Raw genomic sequence first — 24174 nt, 5'->3', positions numbered from 1 at the left:
TCATGTTACTCTCCGGCCCGCGTTGGGAGGGGTCCTCACGCAATCCGAACCGGCAAAGACCGGATGGCCTGCATCCCGCGGGGTGCGCGTGATATGTCAAGGGGAAGCAAATGATCCGGTCGGAACTGGTTCAGAAGATCGCGAGCGAAAACAGCGACTTGCGCCTTGAAGAGGTCGAACGCATCGTCGACGCCTTTTTTGATTCGATCGTGGATCAACTGGCCGCAGGCGGCCGCGTCGAACTCCGCGGCTTCGGGGCTTTCTCGACCCGCTCCCGCGAATCGCGCACCGGCCGCAACCCGCGCACCGGCGCTCCGGTAGCTGTGAAGGCGAAGGCAGTCCCTTATTTCAAGCCGGGCAAGGAAATGCGCGAGCGTCTGAACGACTGATCGCGCGTCTCAAACCTTCGTCATTGCGAACCCGGCGAACGCCGGGCGAAGCAATGCCGCGCGGTTCCCGGACACGCTGGATCGTCGCTTCACTCCTCGCAATGACGCGGAAGAGGCAGGATCGCGGCCTCAATTCTTGAGGCGGTAACCCGTCCTGAACATCCAGAAGATCACCGCCAGGCACAGCGCCAGGAACAGCGCAACCGCGCCCATGCTGACTTCGATCCCGACGTCGCCCTGCCCGAAGAACGTCCAGCGAAAGCCGCTGATCAGATAGACCACCGGGTTGAACAGCGTCACCGTCCGCCACGCGGCGGGCAGCATGTCGAGCGAATAGAAGGCACCCCCCAGAAAGGTCAGCGGATAGACGACGAGCAGCGGGATCACCTGCAACTGCTCGAAACTCTGCGCCCAGATGCCGATCATGAAGCCGAACAGGCAGAACGTCACCGCCATCAGGATCATGAAGGCGACCATCAGCAGGGGGTGCGCGACCTGTACATCGACGAAGACATGCGCGGTCGCAAAGATGATCGTGCCGATGATCACCGATTTCGTCGCCGCCGCGCCGACATAGGCGATCAGCAGTTCGAGCGGCGACATCGGCGAGGAGAGCATCTCATAGATCGTCCCCGTCCATTTGGGCATGTAGATGCCGAAGCTCGCGTTGCTGATGCTTTCGGTGAACATCGTCAGCATCATCAGGCCCGGCACGATGAACGCGCCATAGGGCACGGTGCTGACGTCGCTCATCCGGCTGCCGATCGCCGAGCCGAAGACCACGAAATAAAGCGTCGTCGTGATCACGGGCAGCATCAGGCTGGTCCAGAAGGTGCGCCCGAAGCGCGCCATCTCGAACAGATAGATGGCACGAATACCGCGTAAATTCTTGATCATGCAGCCCGTTCCTCAGCCTTCGTCTCATGCACCAGCCCGACGAAGATATCCTCGAGCGAACTCTGTTCGGTATGGAGATCCTTGAACTGGATGCCGAGGTCGCTCAGCCGCCGCAGCAGCGACGGCACGCCCGTCGCCTCGGCCTGGCTGTCGAATTCATAGACCAGCTCATGTCCCTCGTCCGCCAGCGCCAGATTCCACTGGGCCAGCTCGGCGGGCACCGCATCCAGCGGGTCGGCGAGGTTGAGCGTCAGCGTCTTGCGCCCCAGCTTCTTGATCAGCGCCTCCTTCTCCTCGACCAGGATCAGCCTGCCCTTGCTGATCACCCCCACGCGGTCGGCCATCTCCTCGGCCTCTTCGATATAGTGGGTGGTCAGGATGATCGTGACCCCGCGCTCGCGAAGGCCGCGCACCATGTTCCACATGTCGCGGCGCAGCTCGACGTCAACGCCCGCGGTCGGTTCGTCGAGAAACAGGATATCGGGCTCGTGGCTCAGCGCCTTCGCGATCATCACGCGGCGCTTCATGCCGCCCGACAGCTCCATGATCTTCGCGTTGCGCTTGTCCCATAGCGACAGATCCTTGAGCAACTGCTCGATGAAGGCCGGATCTCTCGGCTTGCCGAACAGCCCGCGCGAAAAAGTCACCGTGGTGATCACCTTTTCGAACGCATCGGTGTGCAGTTCCTGCGGCACCAGCCCGATCATCGAGCGCGCGGCGCGATAATCGCGCGCATGATCGTGCCCGCCCACGGTCACCGTCCCCGCACTCGGCGTGACGATGCCGCAAACGATGCTGATCAGCGTCGTCTTGCCCGCGCCGTTCGGCCCGAGCAGCGCGAAAATTTCGCCCTTGTTGATGGTCAGGTCGACACCGGCCAGCGCCTGGTGCCCACTCTTGTATGTCTTTCCGAGGCCGGAAATGTCGAGGACGGCAGTCATGCCATCGCGTCTAGCCGAGCCGCTGCGCAGCGGGAAGCCGCAAACATCGCTTGACCTCCACCGGGCCATCGGCTTGACCGCAAGCCAAGCGGACGTGGCGAAATCGGTAGACGCAGCAGACTTAAAATCTGCCGTCCTAGTGACATGCGGGTTCAAGTCCCGCCGTCCGCACCAAAGCCGTGGCCTTCGCTCCGTCGCCGTCCTAGGATATGGGCATAATGCGTCCAATTCGTTCTGCTGCCGCCCTTCTGCTCGCCGCCTCCGCCTCGCTCGCGCTGGCCAGTTGCGGGCTGTTCGGGTCGCGCGGCCCGGTTCGAATCGCGGCGATCGGATCGCTCAACCCGGCCTCGACGCCGCTGAGCGGGGAACTCTCGGCCGCCAATGCCGCCTTGCTCGACGCGTCGGCGCAGGGTCTCGTCGGTTTCGACGGCGACGGCCAGATCGACGTCGGGCTCGCCGATCGCTGGACGGTCACCGCCGACGGGCGCAGCTATATCTTCCGCATCCGCGAGGCCAAATGGACGAACGGGCGCAAGGTGATGGCAGAGGATGTCGCGGCGACGCTGCGCTCTTATCTCGCGCCCGCCAGCCGCAACCTGCTCAAGGATGATTTTCCCGAGATCGACACGATCAAGGCGATGACCGACAGCGTGATCGAAATCCGCCTGACCGTGCCGCAGCCTAACATGCTGGAATTGCTGGCGCAGCCGACGATGGCGATCGTCCACAAGGGGATGGGCTGGGGGCCGATGCGCGCGAAGCGGATCGGCAGCGCCGTGCTGCTGTCGCCCGTTCCCGACCCGCTCGCCGAGGATCCCGACGCGGCGGAGGCGGCGGCGAACGATCCCAAGGCGTCGATCGAACTCGTCGGCACCTCGCCGCAGGGCGCGCTCGCGCGGTTCAAGAACGGCTATGCCGACGGTGTCATCGGCGGGCGCTTCTCGACCCTCCCCTATTTCATCGCATCGGATATCGGCCGCTCGCGGCTGGTCGTCGATCCGGTGCCCGGATTGTTCGGTCTGGCCTTCACCCGCGCCGAAGGGTTTCTCGCGACCGATGCGAACCGCGACGCCCTGTCGCGCGTCATCCGGCGCGAGCGGCTGGTCGACGCCTTCGGGCTCGCCGAATGGCAACCGCAGGTCGCGATGCGCCCCGCCGCGCACCGCCGCGACGGCGGCCCGGCGCCGATCCCGCCGGCCTGGAACGATTATGACGACGCCTCGCGCCTCGTGCAGGCGCAGCGCGTGGTCGATGCCTGGCGCAGCGGGGGACGCCCGATCGCTCCGCTGCGCATCGCGGTTCCCGACACGCCGGGCGGCCGCATCCTCTATGCCTATGTCGCGGCGGATATCGCCCGGCTGGGGATCGAGACGCGGCGCGTCAACATGGCCTCGGCTTCCGACCTTCGCTTGATCGACGAGGTCGCGCCGAACGACGACGCGCTGTGGGCGCTGCGCCGCCTGTCGTGCCAGCGCGACACGCTGTGCAATCGCGAGGCGCAGGAACTGATCGACCAGGCGATGGCGAACATCGACGCGGGCCAACGGGCCGAACAGGTTAGCGAAGCCGAAGCGGTGCTCGCGCGCTACACCCCTTTCATCGCGCTCGCCGCGCCGCTCCGCTGGTCGGTCGCCTCGCAGCGCCTGACCGGCCTGCGACCGAACGCGCGCGGCGCCCACCCATTGAATCGCCTGATCACGCCCCCCAACTAGTAAGGCGGCGCTTCACCCCCGAGCGCTTTTGAAAGGACCCGCATGGCCCCTTCGACTCCCAATCCCGACGCCATTTTCGACGCGCTGATTCAGAACCGGCGCGATCCCGCTTCGCTGCGCAAGCGGGTCGAGACGCTGGAAATGCTGCTCGAACGCAGCTTCGTCATTCCCGGCATCAACCGCCCCGTCGGCCTCGACGCGATCGTCGGACTCGTTCCCGTCGTCGGCGACGTGATCACCGCGACGATGGGCGCCTATATCATCTGGGAGGCGCGCAACCTCGGGATGCCGAAGTGGAAAATCTGGCGGATGATTGGCAATCTCGGCGTCGATACCGCGCTCGGTGCGGTGCCGCTCGTCGGCGACGCTTTCGACTTCCTGTTCCGCTCGAACACCCGCAACCTCAAGATCATCAAGAAGCATCTCGACAAGCACCACCCGGGCACGATCATCATCGATCAATAGGGTCGCCCTCCCCCTTCCCCTCGGGTGTCTGGTGGTGCTAGCACAGCGCCGCGATACGCGCCGCCACACCCCAGGGGAGAATTCCAAGACATGATCCGCGCCACCCTCGCCGCGCTTGCCCTCGGCCCGTCCCTCCTCGCGGTCGCCGCGGCGGCTCAGGACACCCGGGACCCCTATCTCTGGCTCGAGGATATCGAAGGGCAAAAGGCGCTCGACTGGGTGAAGAAGGAAAATGCGGCGACCGACGCGCTGATCCGCACTCGCCCCGGCTTCGAAACCGACCGCCAGCGCGCGAAGGCGATCCTCGACGACGACCGCCAGATCGCCGGGCCGGGCGAGGTGATGGGCGACGTTATCACCAGCTTCTGGCGCGACGCCGCCAACCCGCGCGGCATCTGGCGGCAAAGCCCGCTCGACGCCTATCTTGCGGGCAAGCCGGTGTGGACGACGCTGATCGACATCGACGCGCTCGGCCGGGCCGAGAAGCAGAGCTGGGTCTGGCACGGCGCCGATTGCCTCGCGCCCGACTACAAGCGCTGCCTGATTTCGGTGAGTCCCGGCGGCACCGACGCCGATATCGTCCGCGAATGGGACCGCACGACAAAAAGCTTCGTCGCGGACGGCTTCACGCTGCCGCAGGCGAAGAGCAGCGTGACATGGGAGAATGCCGACACCTTGCTCGTCGCGACCGACTATGGCGCAGGCAGCATGACCGCATCGGGCTATCCGCGCATCGTCAAGCGCTGGAAGCGGGGCACGCCGCTGTCGACCGCCGCGACGGTCGCCGAGGGCACAGCCGCGGACGTCGGCATCAACGTCTTCGCCTTCATGGACGGCGACAAGCGCCGGACGATGATCAGCCGCAACAAGACCTTCTACACCAGCGACATCCTGTTGCCGAACCCCGGCGACGGCGATTTCGACCTCAGCGTCATTCCCGACACCGCCGACATCCGCGCGGTGATCGACGGCCAGGTCATTATCTTTCTTAATGAGCCCTACGCCGATTTTCCCGCGGGCTCGCTCCTCGCGCTGCCGCTCGATATCCTCGCCAGCGGCGGTCAGGTGCCCTTCGTGCCGGTGATGACGCCGACGAAATCGCAGGCGATCGAGAATGTCGCCGCGAGCAGGAATGTCTTGTGGGTCAAGGCGCTCGACGATGTGGAGGGCAAGCTGTTCGCGCTGCGCCGCGACCGGGCGAGCGGCCGCTGGAGCCAGAAGGAAGTGCCCGTTACCGCCAATGCGACGCTGAACATCGCCGGAACCGTCGACGACCGCGACCTGGCGTTCGTCACCGCCGAGACGATGCTGATGCCGCCGACGCTCTATGCGGTCGGCGAGAGCGGCGCGCCGCGGGTGGTGCAGAGCCTCCCCGCCACCTTCGATGCGAAGGACATACGCGTCGAAAAGCGCTTCGCAACCTCGAAGGATGGCACCAAGGTGCCCTATTTCCTCGTCCGCAAGCAGGGCGCGACCGGCCCTGTCCCCGCGCTCGTCCACGCCTATGGCGGTTTCCGCGCCGCGCAGACCCCCGGCTATCTCACCGGCCAGCCCTATCGCGCCGGTCCGCTCGGCCTGTTCTGGGTCGAGGACGGCAATGCCTATGTCCTCGCGAACATCCGCGGCGGCGGCGAATATGGCCCCGCCTGGCATCAGGCGGCGCTCCGCGAGAGGCGCCAGAACAGCTTCGACGACCTCCATGCCGTCGCCGAGGATCTCGTCGCGACCGGCGTGAGTGCAAAGGGCAAGATCGCCATCTCGGGCCGCTCGAACGGCGGCGTGCTGGTGGGCGCGGCGATGGAGCAGCGGCCCGATCTTTACGGCGCGGTCATCTCGGGCTCGCCGCTCAAGGACATGAAGCGCTACAACAAGCTGCTCGCGGGCGCTTCGTGGGTCGCCGAATATGGCGATCCCGACAATCCCGCCGACTGGGCGTTCCTGTCGAAATATTCGCCGTATCAGAACATCCGCAAGGGCGTGAAATACCCGCCGATCTTCCTCTATCTCTCGACCAAGGACGACCGCGTCCACCCCGGCCATGCGCGCAAATTCGCGGCGCGCCTGACCGAATATGGCAACAAGGTCTATTTTCACGAATATCTGGAGGGCGGCCATTCGGTCGGCGCCGACCATGCCGAGGATGCCGTGCGCGCCGCGATGCTCCACGCCTTTCTGACGATGGAACTGGCCGGGAAGAAATAGGGTGGGACCCTGCGGCGGGCACCGTCATTCGCTGGGCGGCGCCGCGCCCGGCCCGCCGCAGCCACACCGCAGATTGCTCCCACCCAACAGGAATTCGGGGTTTCGCCCGCCGCAAACTTTGGCCAGTGACTTGTCATCGACCTGTCCCGATGGCAGGCCATCCGTCGATTCCAGAAACATTCCAGCGAGCCAGCACCCGATGACCCACATATTTCACGCCTCGATGCTCCGCGAATATGACATCCGCGGGGTGGTCGGCGACACGCTGTCGGCGGCCGACGCCCATGCGATCGGGCGCAGCTTCGCAACGCTGGTCAAGCGCGCGGGGGGCAAGCGGGTGGCCGTGGGCTATGACGGGCGCCTGTCGTCGCCGATGCTCGAGGCCGCGCTGGTCGAGGGGATCAACGCGGCGGGCGTCGACGCGCTGCGCGTCGGGCTGGGTCCCACGCCGATGCTTTATTATGCCGCCTCAACCGAGGATGTGGATGGCGGCATACAGATAACCGGCAGCCACAACCCCCCCGACTATAACGGCTTCAAGATGGTGTTTCAGGGGCGTCCCTTTTTCGGCGCCGACATCCAGCGGATCGGCGAAATCGCCGCCGCGGGCGACTGGGAAGCCGTCGATGCCGGGGGCGAAGGCACGTCGGAGAGTATCGACATCGTCGACGCCTATGTCGACCGTCTCGTCGAAGGCTTCGCCGGCGGCGCCTTCCGCATCGGCTGGGACGCCGGCAACGGCGCCGCGGGCACGGTGATCGAAAAGCTCACCGCGCGGCTTCCGGGCGAGCATCATCTTCTGTTTACCGACATCGACGGCCATTTCCCCAACCATCATCCCGATCCGACGGTCGAGGCCAATCTGGCCGACCTGCGCAAACTGGTCGCGGAGAAGAGCCTCGATTTCGGCGTCGCTTTCGATGGAGACGGCGACCGGATCGGCGCCATCGACGGGCAGGGCCGCGTGATCTGGGGCGACCAGCTGCTGCAAATATATGCCGAGGCCACGCTGCAGGACATTCCCGGCGCGACGATCATCGCCGATGTGAAGGCCAGCCAGGCGCTGTTCGACCGCGTCGCCGGGATGGGCGGCAAGCCGTTGATGTGGAAGACCGGCCACAGCCTGATCAAGGCCAAAATGAAGGAAACGGGCAGCCCGCTGGCGGGCGAGATGAGCGGCCACATTTTCTTCGCCGACCGCTATTATGGCTATGACGATGCGCCCTATGCCGCGGTCCGGCTGATCGAGGCGGCGCACAAGCTGGGCAAGAGCGTGACCGAACTGCGCGGTGACATGCCGGCGATGGTCAACACGCCCGAAATGCGTTTCCAGGTCGACGAGGTGCGCAAATTCGCCATTGTGGATGAGGTTCTCGCGCGACTCACCGCGTCCGGGGCCAGGGTCGACCGCACCGACGGCGCGCGCGTGATGACCGGCGACGGCTGGTGGCTGCTCCGCGCCTCGAACACGCAGGACGTGCTCGTCGCGCGTGCCGAGGCGAAGGACGAAGCGGCGCTCGACCGGCTGATCGCCGCGATCGACGACCAGCTCGAACAGTCGGGTGTTGCCCGCGGCCCGCAGGCGGCGCACTGACGAACGGTTCGGCGCCGTCTGGTTCCGGCTCGATCCGGCAGAATGCGGTCCGGTCGCCGCGCGGCTTGCGCGGGATGTGCAGCGGCGGCAAGGTGCCGCGTTCGGGGGGGTATCACGCGTGGCCGCTATCACGATCGATCGGGCAGGACAGACTTTGGCAGAGGCCAGGCCTTTCTACCGCCAACTCTATGTTCAGGTGCTCGTTGCGATCTTTTTCGGCGCGCTGATCGGTCATTTCTGGCCTGCGACCGGCGAAGCGCTGAAACCCCTCGGCGACGCCTTCATCAAGCTGGTGAAGATGATCATCGCGCCGGTGATCTTCCTGACCCTCGTCACCGGCATCGCGGGCATGAGCGAGCTGCGGTCGGTCGGCCGCGTCGCGGGCAAGGCCTTCGTCTATTTCCTCTTCTTCTCGACGCTCGCCCTGATCGTCGGGCTGGTGGTCGCCAATACGGTCCAGCCGGGCGCCGGCATGAATGTCGATCCGGCGACGCTCGATACCGCGGGGGTGAGCGGCTATGTCGAGAAGGCTGCCCACAACAGCATCGTCGATTTCCTGATGGCGATCATCCCGACCACGCTGATCTCGGCGCTGACGGGGGAATCGCTGCTGCAGGTTCTGCTGGTGTCGATCCTGTTCGGCATCGCGCTGTCGATGGTCGGCGAACCGGCCGCTCCCGTGCGCGACCTGTTCGAACGCGTCGGGCTGGTGGTTTTCAAGCTCGTCGGCATATTGATGCGCGCGGCGCCGATCGGCGCATTTGGCGCGATGGCTTTCACCATCGGCAAATATGGCATCGAATCGCTCGCCAATCTCGCGGGGCTGGTCGCGACCTTCTACCTGACCTCGCTGATCTTCGTGCTCGTCGTGCTCGGCGCCGCGGCGCGGCTCGCCGGCTTCTCGATCCTGAAGCTGATCCGCTATCTCAAGGCCGAACTGCTGCTGGTGCTCGGTACCTCGTCGTCCGAAAGCGCGCTGCCGAGCCTGATGGAAAAGATGGAGCGCGCGGGCTGCGCCAAGTCGGTCGTCGGGCTGGTCGTGCCGACCGGCTATTCGTTCAATCTCGACGGCACCAACATCTATATGACGCTCGCCGCGCTGTTCATCGCGCAGGCGTGCAACGTCGACCTGTCGCTGGGCGACCAGATCGCGCTGCTGCTGATCGCGATGATTTCGTCGAAGGGCGCCGCAGGGGTCACCGGCGCGGGCTTCATCACGCTGGCCGCGACGCTGTCGATCGTGCCGTCGGTCCCGGTCGCCGGCATGGCGCTGATCCTCGGCGTCGACCGCTTCATGTCGGAATGCCGCAGCCTGACGAATTTCATCGGCAACGCCGTCGCGACCGTCGTCGTCGCGCGCTGGGACAATGCGCTCGACCGTGACCGGCTGCGGCTGGCGCTCGATGGCAGTCCCCCATCGGGGATTGCGGCTGCGCCAATAGAGCAGGACATCGATTAGGGCCGCCAGGGCGAGGCGATCGGTCCTGTCGGCCCGAATATCCGCCGTGCCGCATCGGCGCCCGCTGCCGCTGCCTTGAGCGGCGCGGCGAGCGGATCGTCGATCGGGCGGTCGCTCCGCAGAAAGTCGATCCAGGCGGCGACCGCCGCTTCCAGCGACGGGCAATGCTCGCCCCGCGCCTGATGCCACGCCAGCGTTTCAAGCCAGCGCTGCGGAATCTTCTGGCTGCCATCCATCGCGATCTGGATCAGCCGGTGATGCAGCGCCGGATTGGCGAAGCGATCGAGCAGCGCATCGGCATAGGCGGACAGATCCTGCCCCGACGCCGCGTCGATCGTCGGCGCGGCTTCATGGCGCATCAGCCGTTCGATGACCGGGCGAATGGCGGGATCGGCGATCGCCTGATGGACGAATTCGTGCCCCCTCCCCAGCCCGATATAGGCGAGCGCGGAATGGGCGCCGTTGAGCATGCGAAGCTTCGCCGTTTCATAGGGCGCGACGTCGTCGACGAGTTCGGCGCCGACCTTCTCCCAAAACGGGCGCGGGCCGGCAAAGTCATCCTCGATCACCCACTGGCTAAAGCCTTCGGTGACCACGGCGCCTTCGTCACGCACACCGAGCGCGGCTTCCACAGCGGCGCGGTCGGCGTCGGTCGTGGCGGGAACGATGCGGTCGACCATCGTCGCAGGACAGCGGCATTCGCGGTCGAACCAGTCGATCAGACCGGAATGATCGGCGAGAAGATACTGGCGCATCAGCGCCTTCAGCACGGCCCCGTTACCCGCAAGATTGTCGCAGCTGAGCAGGGTCGGTCCGGGCAAGCCAGCCGCCTTGCGCGCTGCCAAACCGGCGCCGACAAAGCGGTAGAGGCTCGATGACCCCCTGGCAGCGTCCAGATCGAGCGAACCGCCGGGGCCGCGCAGATAGCCTTTCTCGGTGACGGTGAAGCTGACGATATGCGTGGCCGGCGCGGCGATGGCGTCGACAACCGCCTGCGGAGCATCGGCCGCAACGATCACCTTCTGCACCGCACCGATCAGGCGCACGCCGGTTCCCGCTGCGCTGCGCCTGCTCACCGTATAAAGCCCGTCCTGGGGGTTGAGCTGCGCGGCGACGTCGCCCGAGCGCAGCGACACGCCGATAATGCCCCAGTCGCGGTCGCCCGCCCCCATCGCAGCGTCGGTATAGAGCGCCTGGTGCGCGCGGTGGAACGCGCCGATGCCGATATGGACGATGCCCGGCTTCTGATCCGCGCGGTCGTAGTCCGGCACCTGCACCGACACAGGGAGCGGCGTTTGCGCCGACAGCCTCACAGCTTGTACGCGGCCTTGGCGAGATTGTAGCTGAGGTCGATCGCAAGCTCGGCCGCCTCCCATTCCGCCATCCGGTGCTCGGCGACGAGCCCGGCAAGGAAGCCGCAATCGATACGCCGCGCGACATCGTGGCGCGCCGGGATCGACAGGAAGGCGCGCGTGTCGTCGTTGAAGCCCACCGTGTTGTAGAAGCCCGCCGTCTCGGTCGTCTGGCTGCGGAACCGGCGCATCCCCTCCGGGCTGTCGTGGAACCACCAGGCCGGGCCGAGCTTCAGCGCCGGATAATGGCCCGCGAGCGGCGCCAGCTCCCGCGCGTAACTTGTCTCGTCGAGGGTGAAGAGAATGACCGTGAGTCCCGCCTCATTGCCATAGCGGCCGAGCAGCGGGCGCAGCGCATGGACATAATCGGTGCCCGTCGGAATATCGGCGCCCTTGTCGCGGCCGTAATGCTCGAACAGCCAGGCGTTATGATTGCGGAACGCGCCGGGATGGATCTGCATGACAAGCCCGTCATCGAGGCTCATCCCCGCCATGACCGTCAGCATATGGGCACGGAACAGCTCGGCGTCGGCGGGGCTGACCGCGGGGCCGGTAACGCGCGCGAACAGCGCCTCGGCCTCGGCGTCCGACAGGTCGGCGGTCGCTGCGGTCGGGTGCCCATGGTCGGTCGAGGTCGCACCCATCGCCTCAAAACAGGCGCGGCGGTTGCGGTGCGCGGCGAGATAACCGGCGTAACTGAAGGCATCTTCGCCCGACAGCTCGGAGAAGCGCGCAAGATTATCGCGAAAGCCCCCGAACTCCGGATCGACCACCGGATCGGGGCGATAGGCGGTGATCACGCGCCCGCTCCACTCGCCGCTCGCATTGGCGGCGCGGATCGCGGCGTGATGACCCAGCGTATCGAGCGGGCTTTCGGTCGTCGCGATCACCTCGATCCCGAAGCGGTCGAACAGCGCGCGCGGGCGAAAGGCGTCGGTCGCCAACGCCTCGGTGATGCGATCGTAATAGAGGTCCGACGTCTCGCCCGAAAATTGCACGTCGAAACCGAACGCATCGGCGAACACCCAGTCCATCCACATCCGCGAAGGGGTGCCGCGGAACAGATGATAGTTCCGGGCGAACAACCGCCAGCTTTCGCGCGGATCGGCGCCCGGATTTCCGATGCCGAGCGCATCGAGCGATATGCCCTGCGAATAGAGCATCCGGAACAGATAATGGTCGGGATGCAGCAGCAGCTCCGCCGCATTGCCGAAGGGCGCGTTGCCCGCGAACCAGCTCGGGTCGGTGTGCCCGTGCGGGCTGATGATCGGAAGGCTGGCCACCTCCGCGTACAATCGGCGCGCAATGTCGCGTTGCCCCGGATCGGACGGAAAGAGGCGGTCGGGATGCAGGGTCAGCGGACGCGTCATGCCGCGGCAGCTTCGCTCTCTATTGCAACGGGCGCGAGGCGCGGGCTGAGGGTGTGGATCGCCAGCACCGCTAGGAAATAGACGGTCGTGCAGGCGGCGAAGATGACCGTGTAATTGCCCCCCGTTGCATCGAGCACCAGCCCGGTCGACTTCGCCATGACCATGCCGCCGACCCCGCCGGCAAAGCCGCCCAGCCCGATCACCGACCCGACGGCGCGCTTCGGGAACATGTCGGGCGGGATCGAAAGGATCGTCGATGAAAAGGCTTGGTGCCCCGCGAGCGCGATGCCGATCAACACCACCGCGAGCCACATATTGTCGAGCCCCGAGACGAACAGCAAAGGCAGCACGCAGCATCCCGCACCCAGCATCGTCGCCTTGCGCGCGAAATTGACGCTGTGCCCCGTCTGGATCAGCTTCGACGACACCCAGCCCCCCAGGATGCTGCCGACGTCCGACAGCAGATACATGACGATCATCGGCAGCAGCACGACCTTCAGGTCGACGTCATAGGTCGTGCTGAAATATTTCGGCAGCCAGAAGAGCATCAGGAACCAGACCGGATCGGTGAGGAACTTGCCGAGAGCATAGGCCCATGCCTCGCGCTTGGTGACGACCGCGCCCCAGCCGAGCCGCTCGATCTTCTCCGGCGGGTCATGCTCGATCCACGCAAGCTCGGCGGCGCTGACCTTGCCGCTCTCGCGCGGATTGCTGTAGAGCCAGAGCCACAGGAGCAGCAGGACGACGCCGAACGCGCCGGTGACGATGAAGGTTTCGCGCCAGTCGAAGCCGAGAACACGCATGAAGAAGGCGATCGTCGGGGCGGTCAGGATGACGCCGATCGTCGTCGCGCTGTTGACCCAGCCGATCGCGTAGGATCGCTCTTTCTGCGGAAACCATTCGCTCGACGCGCGGACGACCGCGGGGAAATGCCCCGCCTCACCGACCCCCAGGATCACGCGCGCCATCATGAAGGAGGCCACCGACGAGGCGAAGCCATGCGCGACATGGCCGATCGTCCAGATCGAGATCGCGATGCCATAGCCGATCTTCGGCCCGAAGCGGTCGATCAGCCAGCCCATGAGCAGGAAGCCGAGCGCATAGGCGGCCTGGAAGGCGGTGACGATGTTGCCATAGTCATTCTCGCTCCACCCCAGCTCGTCGCCGAGCGTCGGCGCGAGCAGACCGAGCATTGTGCGGTCGATATAGTTGACCGTCGTCGCGGCAAAGAGCACCGCCACGATCAGCCAGCGGTAGCGACCCATCCGCGGCACAGCGCCTCCGTTCGCGATTGCCTTTGCCATTTGTCTCTCCCGCTGGTCTGTCTCTTATCCTGTAACCGCGCAGCCGACGCGGATTTTTCCGTCGAAGAGCGCATCGCCCCGCTGGCCGGGCCGGATTTCGTGAATTCCGGTGATCGCCCCGGTCGACACCCAGGTGCCCGGGGCGATCGCGATACCTCGCGCGCGCAGCGTGCGGATCAGGAAGAGCGCCGATCCGAACGGACCGTCGAGCATCGTCTCCATCGTCGCGGCGCCGACCGGTGCATCGTCGACGAAAAATTCGACGGGCATGCGGATCAGGTCGGCGTCGCGCCAGCCGGAAATCGCGGGGCCGAGGATCAGCCCCTTGTTATTGCCATAGTCCGAGGCCGTGACCGCCGGGCCATGCTGGTTGATCGCGGGAAAGGGCGAGCTTGCGATCTCGATGCCGGTTCGCACTTCGATAATGCAATCCTTCACCGACTCCAGGTCGTAATCGCGCGTGCCGACGTCGCCGAGACACAACAGGACTTCGGCCTCGGCCGCCGCGAAACCGTCGGCATAGACAGGCATTATGGGCCGCTGCCCCGCACTGCCGTCGAATATCTCGTCGCTGAAAACAGGGCCGGTCAGGCGGTTGTCGCCATAGGCGCCGACCAGTTCGGGGGCGATGCGGCCGACCTTCCAGCCGCCGACACGGCGCCCGTCGGACGCGATCGCCGCATCCTGGATCGCGTAGGCCTCCGCCATGCTGGCCGGCATCGTGCCGGGATACGAGGTAAGCGGTGTCTTTTTTTGACGCGCCGCCAGAAACGCCTGGGCGATATTCTGCTGTTCGTTCGTTGCCGGCATTTTTGTGATTTCCCTCTTCCGCCGAATGTCCTAAAAGACACCGGTGTCAAAAGCAAGCGAATAGCCGCAGCCACGGTTGATTTTGCGGGGCCAAGCCTTCACTAGGGACGGTACCGGCCGACAGGTGGGCTTGGCGCTTCGGGCGTGCGGCGCGGTGGAGAGAAAGCGTTATCATGGCGGCACGCGCGGGCGGACAAGGCGGCAAGCAACCGACAATCAACGACGTCGCGGCGATGGCCGGGGTATCGAAAAAGACGGTGAGCCGCGTCATCAACCGGTCCGAGTTCATCAGCGACAAGACCCGCAAGTCGGTGCAGCAGGCGATCGAAACGCTCGGCTTCGTTCCCAATCCGCAGGCGCGCGCCCTCGCCTTTCGCCGGAATTTCCTGATCGCGCTGCTCCACGACAATCCGAACGCGCAGACGGTGCTCAATTTCCAGCAGGGCGTTCTCGACGCGATCAAGGACAGCGATCTTGCGCTGCTCGTCCGCCCGGTCGATCGCGGCTCGGACAAGCTGCTCGACGACGTGCGCCTGTTCCTCGAAAAGCAGCGCCCGATCGGCGCTATGCTGCTGCCGCCGATTTCGGAGAATGACGATCTTGCAAAGATCTGCGAGGATCTGGGCGTCCGTTATGTCCGCGTCGGATCGGCGCCGCTCGACGATGCAAGGCATTGCGTGTCGTCGAACGATCGCGAAGTCGTCGCCGAGGCGGTGGGCAAGCTGATCGCGCTTGGCCACCGCCGCATCGGCTTCGTGCGCGGCCCCGCGGGCTTCCGCTCGGCCGCCGAACGCGAAGAGGGATTTCGCGCCGCGCTCGCCGCTGCGGGGCTGTCGCTTCCCGACGAGCTCTACGCGCCCGGCAACTATCGCTACACCGCGGGAGTCGAGGCGGGCGAGGCGATGCTGTCGCTGGAGGAGCCGCCGACCGCCGTCTTCGTGTCGAACGACGAAATGGCAGCAGGCGTGATGAGCGTTGCACATGGCAAGGGTCTGTCGGTTCCCGCCGACCTGTCGATTATCGGTTTCGACGATTCGCCGACCGCAACGCATATCTGGCCTGCGCTCAGCACGGTGCGGTGGCCGATCCGCGAGATGGGATCGCGCGCCGCGCGCACGCTCGTTGCCGATTTCTTGGGCTCCGGCGCCAAGGCAGCCGACGACGAGAATCCGGTGATGCCGTCAACCTTCATCGAACGCCAGTCGGTCGCGCCGCCGCGCGGCTGACCTGCCCTATCGCCGGACGTCGAGCGCCCCGGAATGGAAGGCGTCGATGTCGCTTTGCCCGAAACGGCTGGCATCGCCCGGCAACGAATGTTTGAGGCAGGCGAGCGCGAGTCCGCTTTCTGCCATCGCGCGCGCATCGCCGCCCGACAGATGCGCATGAAGCACCCCCGCTGCGAAAGCGTCGCCGGCGCCGATGCGGTCGACGATGCCGGTCACGTCGATGTCGGCCGTCTGGTGGCTCGCTTCGCGCAGGTCGATGCGCGCCGCGATGCGATGATGGTCGGCGGTGACGGTGTGCCGCGCGGTCGAGGCGATCAGCTTGAGGCCCGGAAACGCCGCAAAACCGGCTTCGGCCGCTTCGCGCCGCCGGTCCTCGCCCTCTCCGCTGAACGCGCGCCCCAGCACCAGCGACAGGTCGCGGTGGTTGCCGAAAAGGATATCCGCGGTTCCGATCAACGCCGACAGGATCGCACGCGGCTCGCTGTCCCACGCGTCCCACAGCATGGCGCGGTAATTGCCGTCGAAACTGACCGGGACGCCCAGCCGCTTCGCCGCCCGCGCCGCCGCGAGCGCGGCTTCGGCCGAACGTGGCCCGAGCGCGGGGGTGATCCCCGACAGGTGCAGCAGCCCGGCCCCCGCCAGCAATCGGTCGAAGTCATAATCTTCCGGCCCGGTCGCCGCGAAGCTCGATCCCGCACGGTCGTACACGATTTCCGACGCGCGCAACCCGGCGCCGACGCTCAGGAAATAGAGCCCCATCCGCCCGGGGCGGCTGGTGACAGCGGCACAGTCGACGCCGGCGCTGCGTACCGCCGCTACCGCTCCGCGCCCCAGAGCGTTGGGTGGAATGGAACTGACCATCGCGCAGTCGTGGCCGAGGTGCGCGAGCCCGATCGCGACATTCGCTTCCGCGCCCCCGACGTGAAGCGACAGGGCGGGCGACTGCATCAACAGCTCGTTGCCCGGCGCCGTCAGGCGGATCAGCAGTTCGCCGAAGAAGACAAGGCGGCCGGTCATGGCGCGATGCTAGCGCGCGAGCCAGCCGCCGTCGACGGCGAGGATATGGCCCTGCACATAGTCCGACGCCGGGGAAGCGAGGAACACCGCGGCGCCGCCGATGTCGGCAGGATCGCCCCAGCGCCCCGCCGGAATACGCTCCATGATCTGGCGATTGCGCGTCTCGTCGGCCTGGAGCGCGGCGGTGTTGTTCGTCGCGATATAGCCCGGGGCAATCGCGTTGACCTGCACGCCCTTCGCTGCCCATTCGTTCGCGAGCAGCTTGGTGAGCCCGCCGACCCCCGATTTCGACGCGGTATAGCTCGGCACGCGGATGCCGCCCTGAAAGGTGAGCATCGAGGCGATGTTGATGATCTTGCCCGAGCCCCCCTCCTTCTCGATACGCGCAATCATGTGGCGACCCACGCTCTGACACAGGAAGAAGAGCGTCTTGAGATTGGTGTCCATCACCGCGTCCCAATCCTCTTCGGTGAAATCGACCGCGTCGGCGCGGCGGATGATGCCCGCATTGTTGACGAGGATGTCGATGCGGCCGAATTCGGCGAGCACCGCATCGACGAGCGGCTGCACCGCGCCGACGCTCGACAGATCGGCGACGAAATTTTCGCCCTTCCGTCCGAGCCCGCGCACCTTGTCGACGGTCCCGTCAGCGGGCGAGCGGCCCGCAGCGGCAATGTCGGCCCCCGCCCCGGCGAGCGCCACCGCGATCCCCTGTCCGATGCCGGTGTTGGCGCCGGTGACCAGCGCGACTTTTCCAGTGAGGTCGAACAATGACATCGCTTGTCTCATCCTCTCGCCATGCCGAACTTGGTTCAGCATCCACGGCCTGCCCCCTCGTCCGGCGCGGCGCTTTAGGAAAGGTCCAGCCATGGACCCTGAAACGGGTTCAGGGTGACGAGGAAGACCGGAACGCTCTTTACGACAGCTGGCAGATGTCGAGAACGTTCATGTCCGTATAATCCTGATTCTCGCCCGCCATCGCCCAGATAAAGGCATAGGATTTAGTACCCGCCCCCATGTGGATCGACCACGGCGGGCTGATCACCGCTTCCTCATTCTGCATGACGATGTGGCGCGTCGCCTCGCCCTCGCCCATGAAATGCATCACGCGGTCGGTCTCGACATTGTCGAGTTCGAAATAGAAATAGATCTCGCTGCGGCGCTCGTGAATGTGCGGCGGCATCGTGTTCCACACGCTGCCTTCCTTGAGCACGGTCAGCCCCATGACGAGCTGGGCGCTGTCGCAGACGCCGGGAATGACGAGCTGATAGATCGTGCGCTCGTTCGATTCGGCGAGACTGCCGCGGTCGAGCGCGTTGGCGTCGGCGATGCCGAGCTTGCGCGTCGTGAACGCCTTGTGCGCCGGACACGACGCCAGATAATAGCGCGCACCCTGCCCCGCGAACTCGACGTCCGTCGCGCCCATCGTCACATAGAGGCAATCCTTGTTGCCGAGCGTGAAGACCTCCCCGTCGACCGTGACCGTGCCTTCGACGGACGAAATGTTGACGATCGCAAGCTCGCGCCGTTCGAGAAACGGGTGCCCGGCCGCCGACGGCGGCTCGGTCTGCGCCGGCAATTTGACCGGCGCGCCGCCGACCGCGACCCCGCCGATGACGAAGCGGTCGGCATGGGTGTAGTTGAGAACGCACTCGCCGGGGCGGAAGAGATTCCGGATCAGATAACGGTCGCGAAGCTCCGCGTTCGACACATCCTCCATCATCGCGGGATGGGTGGCGTAATAGGTGCGATCGAACATGGCGGCATCCTCGAACAAGATTGGTTTCCGGCTGCGATAGGCAATTAGGTAACCGGTGTCAATGCTCTGCGGCAACCGCTATCGAGAAGAAGGCGGCGACGCCGCCAGACTCCCGATTGCCCTACCGCACATCCCTATGATACCGTTCCCGCACATCCGAAAAGAGTGCGGGGCGGCATGCATCGTCCCATCCGGCACATAATGGCTCAAAGCGCTGCGGGGACTGCAATCCGCGGGCGCACCAGACGATCGGGGACATGACATGGCGCCATCCGACGACTTTCCCATTTCGCGGCGCGGGCTGCTGGCCGGCGGCGCTGCGTCGGTCGCCACGGCGGCAGTCGCCAGACCCGCGATGGCCGAAGCGGCGCCCTCCAGGGCTCCGGCAAGCCCGCCGACCGCAAAGGTCGATTTCGAAGTCAACGGCACCGCGCACTCGCTCGAACTCGATACGCGCACGACATTGCTCGACGCGCTGCGCGAGCATCTGCGCCTGACCGGCACCAAAAAGGGATGCGACCACGGCCAGTGCGGCGCCTGCACCGTCCTCGTCGACGGGCGGCGGATCAACAGCTGCCTGTCGCTCGCGGTCCAGCACGACGGCGACCGGATCACGACGATCGAGGGGCTGGGCCAGCCGGGCAATCTGCATCCGATGCAGGAGGCCTTCGTCGTCCACGACGGATATCAATGCGGCTATTGCACGCCCGGCCAGATCTGCTCGGCCGTCGCGGTGCTGGACGAGATCAAGGCCGGCATCCCGAGCCACGTGACCGCCGACCTCTCCGTCGCCCCTGCCGTCACGCCGCGCGAACTGCGCGAGCGGATGAGCGGCAACATCTGCCGCTGCGGCGCCTATTCGAACATCGTCGACGCGATTGTCGACGCCGCGGGAGTGAAGGCATGAAGAGCTTCACCTATGAGCGGGTCGACACCCCCGCCGCCGCCACCGCCGCCTTTGCCCGCACGCCTGGCGCGCGCTTCATCGCGGGCGGCACCAACCTCCTCGACCTCATGAAGCTCGAGATCGAAACTCCTTCCCATCTGATCGACGTCAGCCGGTTGAAGCTCGACACGATCGAGCCGACGAGCGATGGCGGGCTGCGGATCGGGGCGATGGTGCGCAACACCGACCTCGCCGCCGACGCGCGCATCCGCCGCGACTACGGCCTCGTTTCGCGCGCGCTCGTCGCGGGCGCCTCGGGCCAGCTGCGCAACAAGGCGACGACCGCGGGTAACCTCCTCCAGCGCACGCGCTGCCCCTATTTCTACGACACCAACCAGCCGTGTAACAAACGCCAGCCGGGCAGCGGCTGCGCGGCGATCGGCGGGTTCAGCCGCCTGCACGCCGTAGTCGGCGCGAGCGAGGCGTGCATCGCCACCCATCCCAGCGACATGGCGGTCGCGATGCAGGCGCTGGACGCGACGGTCGAGACAGTCGACAAGGCAGGCAAGGCACGCCGCATCGCGCTTGCCGATTTCTACCGCGCGCCGGGCAGCACGCCGCACCTCGAAACCGCGCTGGCGCCGGGCGAGTTGATCACTGCGGTGACCCTGCCGAAACCCGTCGGCGGCACGCACATCTATCACAAGGTCCGCGACCGCGCCTCCTATGCCTTCGCGCTCGTCTCGGTCGGCGTCGTCGTCCAGCCCGACGGCAGCGGCCGGGTCGCGCTCGGCGGGGTCGGTTACAAGCCGTGGCGGGTCAAGGCAGCCGATGCGGAGTTGCCGCGCGGCGCGAAGGCAGTCACCTCGGCGCTGCTCGCGGGCGCGAAGACCAGCCACGAAAATGCCTACAAGCTGCCCCTCGTCGAGCGCACGCTCGCCGGGGTGCTGGCGCAAGCGAAAGGCTGAACCGATGAAGTTCGACACGCCTGCCACCGAAAATCCGATCGACCAGCTCAAGGTCGTCGGCAAGCCGACCAGCCGGATCGAGGGGCCGCTCAAGACCAGCGGCACCGCGCCCTACGCCTATGAGCGCCACGACGCCGTGCCCAACCAGGCCTATGGCTTCATCGTCGGCTCGGCGATCGCCAAGGGCCGCATCGCGTCGATCGACCTCGCGGAGGCGAAGGCGGCGCCCGGCGTTCTCGCCATTGTCACCGCGGCCAGCGCCGGGACGTTAGGCAAAGGCGACTTCAACACCGCCCGCCTGCTCGGCGGACCCGAAATCCAGCACTATCATCAGGCAATCGCGATCGTCGTCGCCGAGAGCTTCGAACAAGCGCGCGCGGCCGCCGGGCTCGTCCGCGTCCGGTACACCCGCGATAAGGGCAATTTCGACCTTGCGAGTTCGCTCGACGGGGCGATCAAGCCGCCGGCCTTTTTCGGCACCGAGCCCGACAGCAGCTTCGGCGATTTCGACGCCGCCTTCGCCTCGGCACCGGTCAAGCTCGACGAACATTATACGACCCCCGACCACAGCCATGCGATGATGGAGCCGCACGCCTCTATCGCAAGCTGGGATGGCGACAAGCTCACCCTGTGGACATCGAACCAGATGATCGCCTGGTCGGTCGGCGACGTTGCAAAAACGCTCGGCATTCCCAGGGAAAATGTCCGGCTGGTGTCGCCCTATATCGGCGGGGGGTTCGGCGGCAAATTGTTCGTCCGCGCCGACGCGATCCTCGCGGCACTGGGTGCCAAGGCAGCCGGTCGGCCGGTCAAGGTCGCACTGCCGCGTCCGCTCATCGCGAACAACACGACCCATCGCCCCGCGACGATCCAGCGCATCCGCCTCGGCGCGACACCCGACGGCAAGCTGACGTCGATCGGCCATGAAAGCTGGTCGGGCGACCTCAAGGGCGGCGGCCCCGAAACCGCGGTCGGGCAGACGCGCCTGCTCTATGCCGCGCCGCACCGGATGACCGCGATGCGCCTCGCCGTCCTCGACCTTCCCGAGGGCAACGCGATGCGCGCGCCCGGCGAGGCGCCCGGCCTGATGGCGCTGGAGATCGCAATCGACGAGATGGCCGAAAAGCTGGGCATGGACCCCGTCGCCTTCCGTATCCTCAACGACACGCAGGTCGATCCCGAGAAGCCCGAGCGCAAATTCTCGCAGCGCCAGCTCAACGAATGCCTCCGGATCGGTGCCGACAAATTCGGGTGGGCATCGCGCAATCCGAAGCCCGGCCTGACCCGCGACGGCCGCTGGCTCGTCGGCACCGGAGTCGCCGCCGCCTTCCGCAACAATCTCAACGAAAAATCGGCGGCGCGCGTGCGGCTCGATCGCGCGGGCCGGGTGATCGTCGAGACCGACATGACCGACATCGGCACCGGCAGCTATACGATCATCGCGCAGACCGCCGCCGAAATGCTCGGCGTACCGCTCGATCGGGTCGAGGTCCGCCTCGGCGACTCGCTCTTCCCCGTATCCGCGGGCTCGGGCGGCCAGTGGGGCGCGAACAGCTCGACCGCGGGCGTCTACGCCGCTTGCGCCAAATTGCGTACCGCTATCGCGCAAAAACTGGGTCTCGATCCGGCAAAAGCCGCCTTTGCGAACGGCAAGGTCAGCGCCGGCGGAAAGAGCATCGCGCTCGCCAGGGCGGCGGCCGACGGCGAGGTCGTAGCCGAAGACATGATGGAATATGGCGACCTCGCGCAGACCTTCCAACAATCGACCTTCGGCGCACATTTCGTCGAGGCGGCGGTCGACGCCGCGACCGGCGAGATCCGTCTGCGCCGGATGCTTGCCGTGTGTGCGGCGGGGCGCATCCTCAACCCGAAGGCGGCGCGCAGCCAGGTCATCGGCGCGATGACGATGGGCGCGGGCGCGGCGCTGATGGAGGAGTTGGCGGTCGACAAAAGGTTCGGCTTTTTCGTCAATCATGACCTCGCGGGCTACGAAGTGCCCGTCCACGCCGATATTCCGTCGCAGGACGTGATCTTCCTCGACGAGGTCGATCCGACCACGTCGCCGATGAAGGCAAAGGGCGTCGGGGAGCTCGGGATTTGCGGGGTCGCGGCGGCGGTCGCCAACGCGGTCTATCACGCGACCGGCATTCGCGTGCGCAACTATCCGGTGACGCTCGACAAGCTGATCGACCGCCTGCCGGCGATCGCCTGATGCGGCGGCGTGGCCGCTACCACGCGGACAGGTCCGCGGGGCGGTCGATGTCGGCCAGTTCGCCGGCGGCTGCCGGAACCAGCGCCGCCGAGGCCAGCAGCGCGCGCCCTCCCCGATCCCCCGTTGCCGTAGCCAGTTCGCCGAACACCGCGCGCGCGAACAGCGCCGGGGGCATCGGCACGCCATCGCGGCTCGATGCGACGACCGGCGCCGTTTCGGGATCGAACCGCGCCAGAAGCGCGCGCAGGTGCGCCGCGCGCACGAGGGGCATATCGGCCAGGCAGAGCAGCGCCGCCCTTTCGGGCCCGGCCGCGACAGCGTCGATGCCCTTCCGCAGCGAGGCCGACAGGCCGGCTTCCGTATCCGGGTTGGCGACGATCTCGAACCCCTCGGCCGCGAGCAGCGTCGCAAGGTCACCGTCACGATCGGGGCAGACGGCGATCCGCCGCGCTGGCGCAAGTTCGACGATCGCCGCTGCCGCGCGCAGCGCGACGGGCATGGCATCGAGCGGCGCGAGCAGCTTGTCGGCGGCGCCGAACCGGCTCGACCGGCCCGCGGCCAGAAAGATGGCGGCAACCGCGCCCGGATCGATCATGTCGCCTCCTCCGTTGCGCGACTGTCCGGCAAAATGACCCCGCTGGCAACCACCCCCGCCGACATCCTGCGCTTTGCGCTCGACGCGCCTGCCGGGGAAGCCGTCCTCGTCACGCTGGTCGGCATCGCGGGCTCGTCGCCGCGCGCGCTGGGGGCACAGATGGTCGTCCGATCCGACGGCGACTATCGCGGCTCTTTCTCCGGCGGCTGTATCGAGGCGGCGATCGTCGGCGAGGCGCGGTCAATCCTCAGGGCCGGGGAAAGCCGCATCGTCCGCTTCGGCGCGGGGTCGCCCTACATCGACATCCGCCTGCCCTGCGGCGGCGGGATCGACCTGCTGTTTACACCCCGCCCCGACCCGGGGGCGATCGCCGCAACGCTTGCCCGCCTCGATGCGCGTGAACCAGCCGCGATCTCTATCTCGGGCGCTGGAATAACCGCTGCCCGGTCCGCCGCAACATGCGGCTGGTCAGGCGACGGCTTTCTCCGCCCCTTCGTTCCGTCCCTGCGCATCGTCGCGATGGGACACGGCGATGCGTTGGTCGCGACCGCGCGCCTTGCCCATTTCCTCGGCGCCGATGTTCGCGCTCTTTCTCCCGCTTCGACCGACGTGGCCGGGCTTGCCGCCGCCGGGATCGCGGCAACCCCGATCGACCACCGCGCGCCTCCCCCGCTTCGGGGCGACCGCTGGACCGCTTTTACCCTGCTGTTCCACGACCATGAGTGGGAAGAGGTTTTGCTCCCCTGGGCGCTGCGGCAACCGCATCTCCATGTCGGCGCCATCGGCGGCGCGCAGAGCCGCCGCGACCGGCTGAGGATGCTGCGCGACAAGGGATTCGACGAACCGACCCTCGCGCATTTCCGGAATCCCGCCGGACTGATTCCGGCAACGCGCGACCCGGCGACGCTCGCCCTGTCGGTCATCGCGCAAATCGTCGCCGCCTATCAGGCCGATGGGGCGGGTGCGCAAAAGCAAGCGGCGGAAACCGTAGGCCTCTACGACTGACCGGCGGGCGC

The 24174-nt window shown here is 66.5% G+C and carries 21 protein-coding genes and 1 tRNA gene; 12 read left to right on the top strand and 10 right to left on the bottom strand.

The features are described from left to right. Window positions 1–110 precede the first annotated feature (110 nt). Window positions 111–389, top strand: coding sequence for an integration host factor subunit beta (locus tag J1N50_RS11350; RefSeq protein ID WP_204993938.1), 279 nt, complete (start codon window positions 111–113; stop codon window positions 387–389). A 129-nt stretch (window positions 390–518) separates the two neighbouring features. On the opposite strand, the gene J1N50_RS11345 is transcribed toward J1N50_RS11350, so the two are convergent. Beyond that, window positions 519–1286, bottom strand: a complete 768-nt coding sequence (locus J1N50_RS11345; RefSeq protein ID WP_215353562.1) for an ABC transporter permease — start codon at window positions 1284–1286, stop codon at window positions 519–521. Continuing rightward, entirely contained in the window at window positions 1283–2227 is a 945-nt protein-coding gene (locus J1N50_RS11340; RefSeq protein ID WP_215353561.1) for an ABC transporter ATP-binding protein, read from the bottom strand. The genes J1N50_RS11345 and J1N50_RS11340 overlap by 4 nt, the downstream gene beginning before the upstream one ends. Before the next feature lie 88 nt (window positions 2228–2315). Here J1N50_RS11340 and J1N50_RS11335 point away from each other — a divergent pair. From J1N50_RS11335 to J1N50_RS11310, 6 genes are all read left to right on the top strand, one after another. Further along, a tRNA-Leu gene (locus J1N50_RS11335) sits at window positions 2316–2401 on the top strand. Between the two features lie 44 nt (window positions 2402–2445). After that, the gene (locus J1N50_RS11330) at window positions 2446–3939 is read left to right on the top strand and encodes an ABC transporter substrate-binding protein (RefSeq protein ID WP_246553397.1); all 1494 of its coding nucleotides are present in this window, start codon (window positions 2446–2448) and stop codon (window positions 3937–3939) included. Window positions 3940–3981: 42 nt separating this feature from the next. Further along, window positions 3982–4404 (top strand): DUF4112 domain-containing protein, encoded by a 423-nt coding sequence (locus J1N50_RS11325; protein ID WP_215353559.1) that lies wholly within the window; start codon window positions 3982–3984, stop codon window positions 4402–4404. 90 nt (window positions 4405–4494) lie between these two features. Further along, window positions 4495–6606, top strand: a complete 2112-nt coding sequence (locus tag J1N50_RS11320; RefSeq protein WP_215353558.1) for a prolyl oligopeptidase family serine peptidase — start codon at window positions 4495–4497, stop codon at window positions 6604–6606. A gap of 199 nt (window positions 6607–6805) precedes the next feature. After that, the gene (gene pgmG / locus J1N50_RS11315) at window positions 6806–8200 is read left to right on the top strand and encodes a phosphoglucomutase/phosphomannomutase PgmG (RefSeq protein ID WP_215353557.1); all 1395 of its coding nucleotides are present in this window, start codon (window positions 6806–6808) and stop codon (window positions 8198–8200) included. A gap of 127 nt (window positions 8201–8327) precedes the next feature. Then, window positions 8328–9659, top strand: a complete 1332-nt coding sequence (locus J1N50_RS11310) for a dicarboxylate/amino acid:cation symporter (protein WP_343227869.1) — start codon at window positions 8328–8330, stop codon at window positions 9657–9659. Here J1N50_RS11310 and J1N50_RS11305 read toward each other — a convergent pair. From J1N50_RS11305 to J1N50_RS11290, 4 genes are read right to left on the bottom strand one after another with little or no spacing between them, the layout of a single operon-like run. Then, on the bottom strand, window positions 9656–10936 hold the full coding sequence (locus J1N50_RS11305) for a mannitol dehydrogenase family protein (protein ID WP_343227868.1): 1281 nt from the start codon (window positions 10934–10936) through the stop codon (window positions 9656–9658). The two genes, J1N50_RS11310 and J1N50_RS11305, sit on opposite strands and share 4 nt — an antisense overlap. Before the next feature lie 32 nt (window positions 10937–10968). After that, complete coding sequence (gene uxaC, locus J1N50_RS11300; RefSeq protein ID WP_215353555.1) at window positions 10969–12381, bottom strand: glucuronate isomerase; 1413 nt, start codon at window positions 12379–12381, stop codon at window positions 10969–10971. Beyond that, window positions 12378–13685: an MFS transporter gene (locus J1N50_RS11295; RefSeq protein ID WP_215353554.1), complete on the bottom strand. Its 1308-nt coding sequence runs from the start codon at window positions 13683–13685 to the stop codon at window positions 12378–12380. The genes uxaC and J1N50_RS11295 overlap by 4 nt, the downstream gene beginning before the upstream one ends. A 24-nt stretch (window positions 13686–13709) precedes the next feature. Beyond that, window positions 13710–14393: a 2-keto-4-pentenoate hydratase gene (locus tag J1N50_RS11290; RefSeq protein WP_343227867.1), complete on the bottom strand. Its 684-nt coding sequence runs from the start codon at window positions 14391–14393 to the stop codon at window positions 13710–13712. A gap of 275 nt (window positions 14394–14668) precedes the next feature. Between J1N50_RS11290 and J1N50_RS11285 the strand changes: the two genes are divergently transcribed. After that, entirely contained in the window at window positions 14669–15721 is a 1053-nt protein-coding gene (locus tag J1N50_RS11285; RefSeq protein ID WP_215353552.1) for a LacI family DNA-binding transcriptional regulator, read from the top strand. Between the two features lie 6 nt (window positions 15722–15727). Here the strand turns inward: J1N50_RS11285 and J1N50_RS11280 are convergent, their stop codons facing one another. The 3 genes from J1N50_RS11280 to kduI all read right to left on the bottom strand — a co-directional run bounded on the left by J1N50_RS11280 (window position 15728) and on the right by kduI (window position 18497). Next, window positions 15728–16738, bottom strand: a complete 1011-nt coding sequence (locus tag J1N50_RS11280; RefSeq protein WP_215353551.1) for a sugar kinase — start codon at window positions 16736–16738, stop codon at window positions 15728–15730. A 9-nt stretch (window positions 16739–16747) separates the two neighbouring features. Then, window positions 16748–17515, bottom strand: coding sequence for a 2-dehydro-3-deoxy-D-gluconate 5-dehydrogenase KduD (gene kduD / locus J1N50_RS11275; RefSeq protein ID WP_215353550.1), 768 nt, complete (start codon window positions 17513–17515; stop codon window positions 16748–16750). Between the two features lie 139 nt (window positions 17516–17654). After that, window positions 17655–18497, bottom strand: a complete 843-nt coding sequence (kduI, locus tag J1N50_RS11270) for a 5-dehydro-4-deoxy-D-glucuronate isomerase (protein ID WP_215353549.1) — start codon at window positions 18495–18497, stop codon at window positions 17655–17657. A gap of 262 nt (window positions 18498–18759) precedes the next feature. Here kduI and paoA point away from each other — a divergent pair, with 262 nt between their 5' ends. From paoA to paoC, 3 genes are read left to right on the top strand one after another with little or no spacing between them, the layout of a single operon-like run. Further along, window positions 18760–19404, top strand: a complete 645-nt coding sequence (paoA, locus tag J1N50_RS11265; protein ID WP_215353548.1) for an aldehyde dehydrogenase iron-sulfur subunit PaoA — start codon at window positions 18760–18762, stop codon at window positions 19402–19404. Then, complete coding sequence (locus J1N50_RS11260) at window positions 19401–20351, top strand: FAD binding domain-containing protein (protein WP_215353547.1); 951 nt, start codon at window positions 19401–19403, stop codon at window positions 20349–20351. The genes paoA and J1N50_RS11260 overlap by 4 nt, the downstream gene beginning before the upstream one ends. Before the next feature lie 4 nt (window positions 20352–20355). Next, window positions 20356–22563, top strand: a complete 2208-nt coding sequence (gene paoC, locus J1N50_RS11255; RefSeq protein WP_215353546.1) for an aldehyde oxidoreductase molybdenum-binding subunit PaoC — start codon at window positions 20356–20358, stop codon at window positions 22561–22563. A 16-nt stretch (window positions 22564–22579) separates the two neighbouring features. On the opposite strand, the gene J1N50_RS11250 is transcribed toward paoC, so the two are convergent. After that, window positions 22580–23158 (bottom strand): nucleotidyltransferase family protein, encoded by a 579-nt coding sequence (locus J1N50_RS11250; RefSeq protein WP_215353545.1) that lies wholly within the window; start codon window positions 23156–23158, stop codon window positions 22580–22582. A gap of 33 nt (window positions 23159–23191) precedes the next feature. Between J1N50_RS11250 and J1N50_RS11245 the strand changes: the two genes are divergently transcribed. Next, the gene (locus J1N50_RS11245) at window positions 23192–24163 is read left to right on the top strand and encodes an XdhC family protein (protein WP_215353544.1); all 972 of its coding nucleotides are present in this window, start codon (window positions 23192–23194) and stop codon (window positions 24161–24163) included. Window positions 24164–24174: the final 11 nt, after the last annotated feature.

Source organism: Sphingopyxis soli (assembly GCF_018682675.1).
Classification (GTDB): domain Bacteria; phylum Pseudomonadota; class Alphaproteobacteria; order Sphingomonadales; family Sphingomonadaceae; genus Sphingopyxis; species Sphingopyxis soli.
Note: the sequence above shows the minus strand (reverse complement) of the source record. Positions and strands in the feature narration are given on the sequence as shown.

Excerpts from the sequence above, each read along its gene's own strand:
- uxaC (WP_215353555.1), bottom strand. The coding sequence starts at position 12,381 with ATGACGCGTCCGCTGACCCTGCATCCCGACCGCCTCTTTCCGTCCGAT.
- J1N50_RS11350 (WP_204993938.1), top strand. The coding sequence starts at position 111 with ATGATCCGGTCGGAACTGGTTCAGAAGATCGCGAGCGAAAACAGCGAC.
- J1N50_RS11245 (WP_215353544.1), top strand. The coding sequence starts at position 23,192 with ATGACCCCGCTGGCAACCACCCCCGCCGACATCCTGCGCTTTGCGCTC.
- J1N50_RS11280 (WP_215353551.1), bottom strand. The coding sequence starts at position 16,738 with ATGACCGGCCGCCTTGTCTTCTTCGGCGAACTGCTGATCCGCCTGACG.
- paoC (WP_215353546.1), top strand. The coding sequence starts at position 20,356 with ATGAAGTTCGACACGCCTGCCACCGAAAATCCGATCGACCAGCTCAAG.
- J1N50_RS11340 (WP_215353561.1), bottom strand. The coding sequence starts at position 2,227 with ATGACTGCCGTCCTCGACATTTCCGGCCTCGGAAAGACATACAAGAGT.
- J1N50_RS11250 (WP_215353545.1), bottom strand. The coding sequence starts at position 23,158 with ATGATCGATCCGGGCGCGGTTGCCGCCATCTTTCTGGCCGCGGGCCGG.
- kduI (WP_215353549.1), bottom strand. The coding sequence starts at position 18,497 with ATGTTCGATCGCACCTATTACGCCACCCATCCCGCGATGATGGAGGAT.
- J1N50_RS11320 (WP_215353558.1), top strand. The coding sequence starts at position 4,495 with ATGATCCGCGCCACCCTCGCCGCGCTTGCCCTCGGCCCGTCCCTCCTC.
- J1N50_RS11295 (WP_215353554.1), bottom strand. The coding sequence starts at position 13,685 with ATGGCAAAGGCAATCGCGAACGGAGGCGCTGTGCCGCGGATGGGTCGC.
- J1N50_RS11285 (WP_215353552.1), top strand. The coding sequence starts at position 14,669 with ATGGCGGCACGCGCGGGCGGACAAGGCGGCAAGCAACCGACAATCAAC.
- kduD (WP_215353550.1), bottom strand. The coding sequence starts at position 17,515 with ATGTCATTGTTCGACCTCACTGGAAAAGTCGCGCTGGTCACCGGCGCC.
- pgmG (WP_215353557.1), top strand. The coding sequence starts at position 6,806 with ATGACCCACATATTTCACGCCTCGATGCTCCGCGAATATGACATCCGC.
- J1N50_RS11325 (WP_215353559.1), top strand. The coding sequence starts at position 3,982 with ATGGCCCCTTCGACTCCCAATCCCGACGCCATTTTCGACGCGCTGATT.
- J1N50_RS11290 (WP_343227867.1), bottom strand. The coding sequence starts at position 14,393 with ATGGCGGAGGCCTACGCGATCCAGGATGCGGCGATCGCGTCCGACGGG.
- J1N50_RS11345 (WP_215353562.1), bottom strand. The coding sequence starts at position 1,286 with ATGATCAAGAATTTACGCGGTATTCGTGCCATCTATCTGTTCGAGATG.
- paoA (WP_215353548.1), top strand. The coding sequence starts at position 18,760 with ATGGCGCCATCCGACGACTTTCCCATTTCGCGGCGCGGGCTGCTGGCC.
- J1N50_RS11330 (WP_246553397.1), top strand. The coding sequence starts at position 2,446 with ATGCGTCCAATTCGTTCTGCTGCCGCCCTTCTGCTCGCCGCCTCCGCC.
- J1N50_RS11260 (WP_215353547.1), top strand. The coding sequence starts at position 19,401 with ATGAAGAGCTTCACCTATGAGCGGGTCGACACCCCCGCCGCCGCCACC.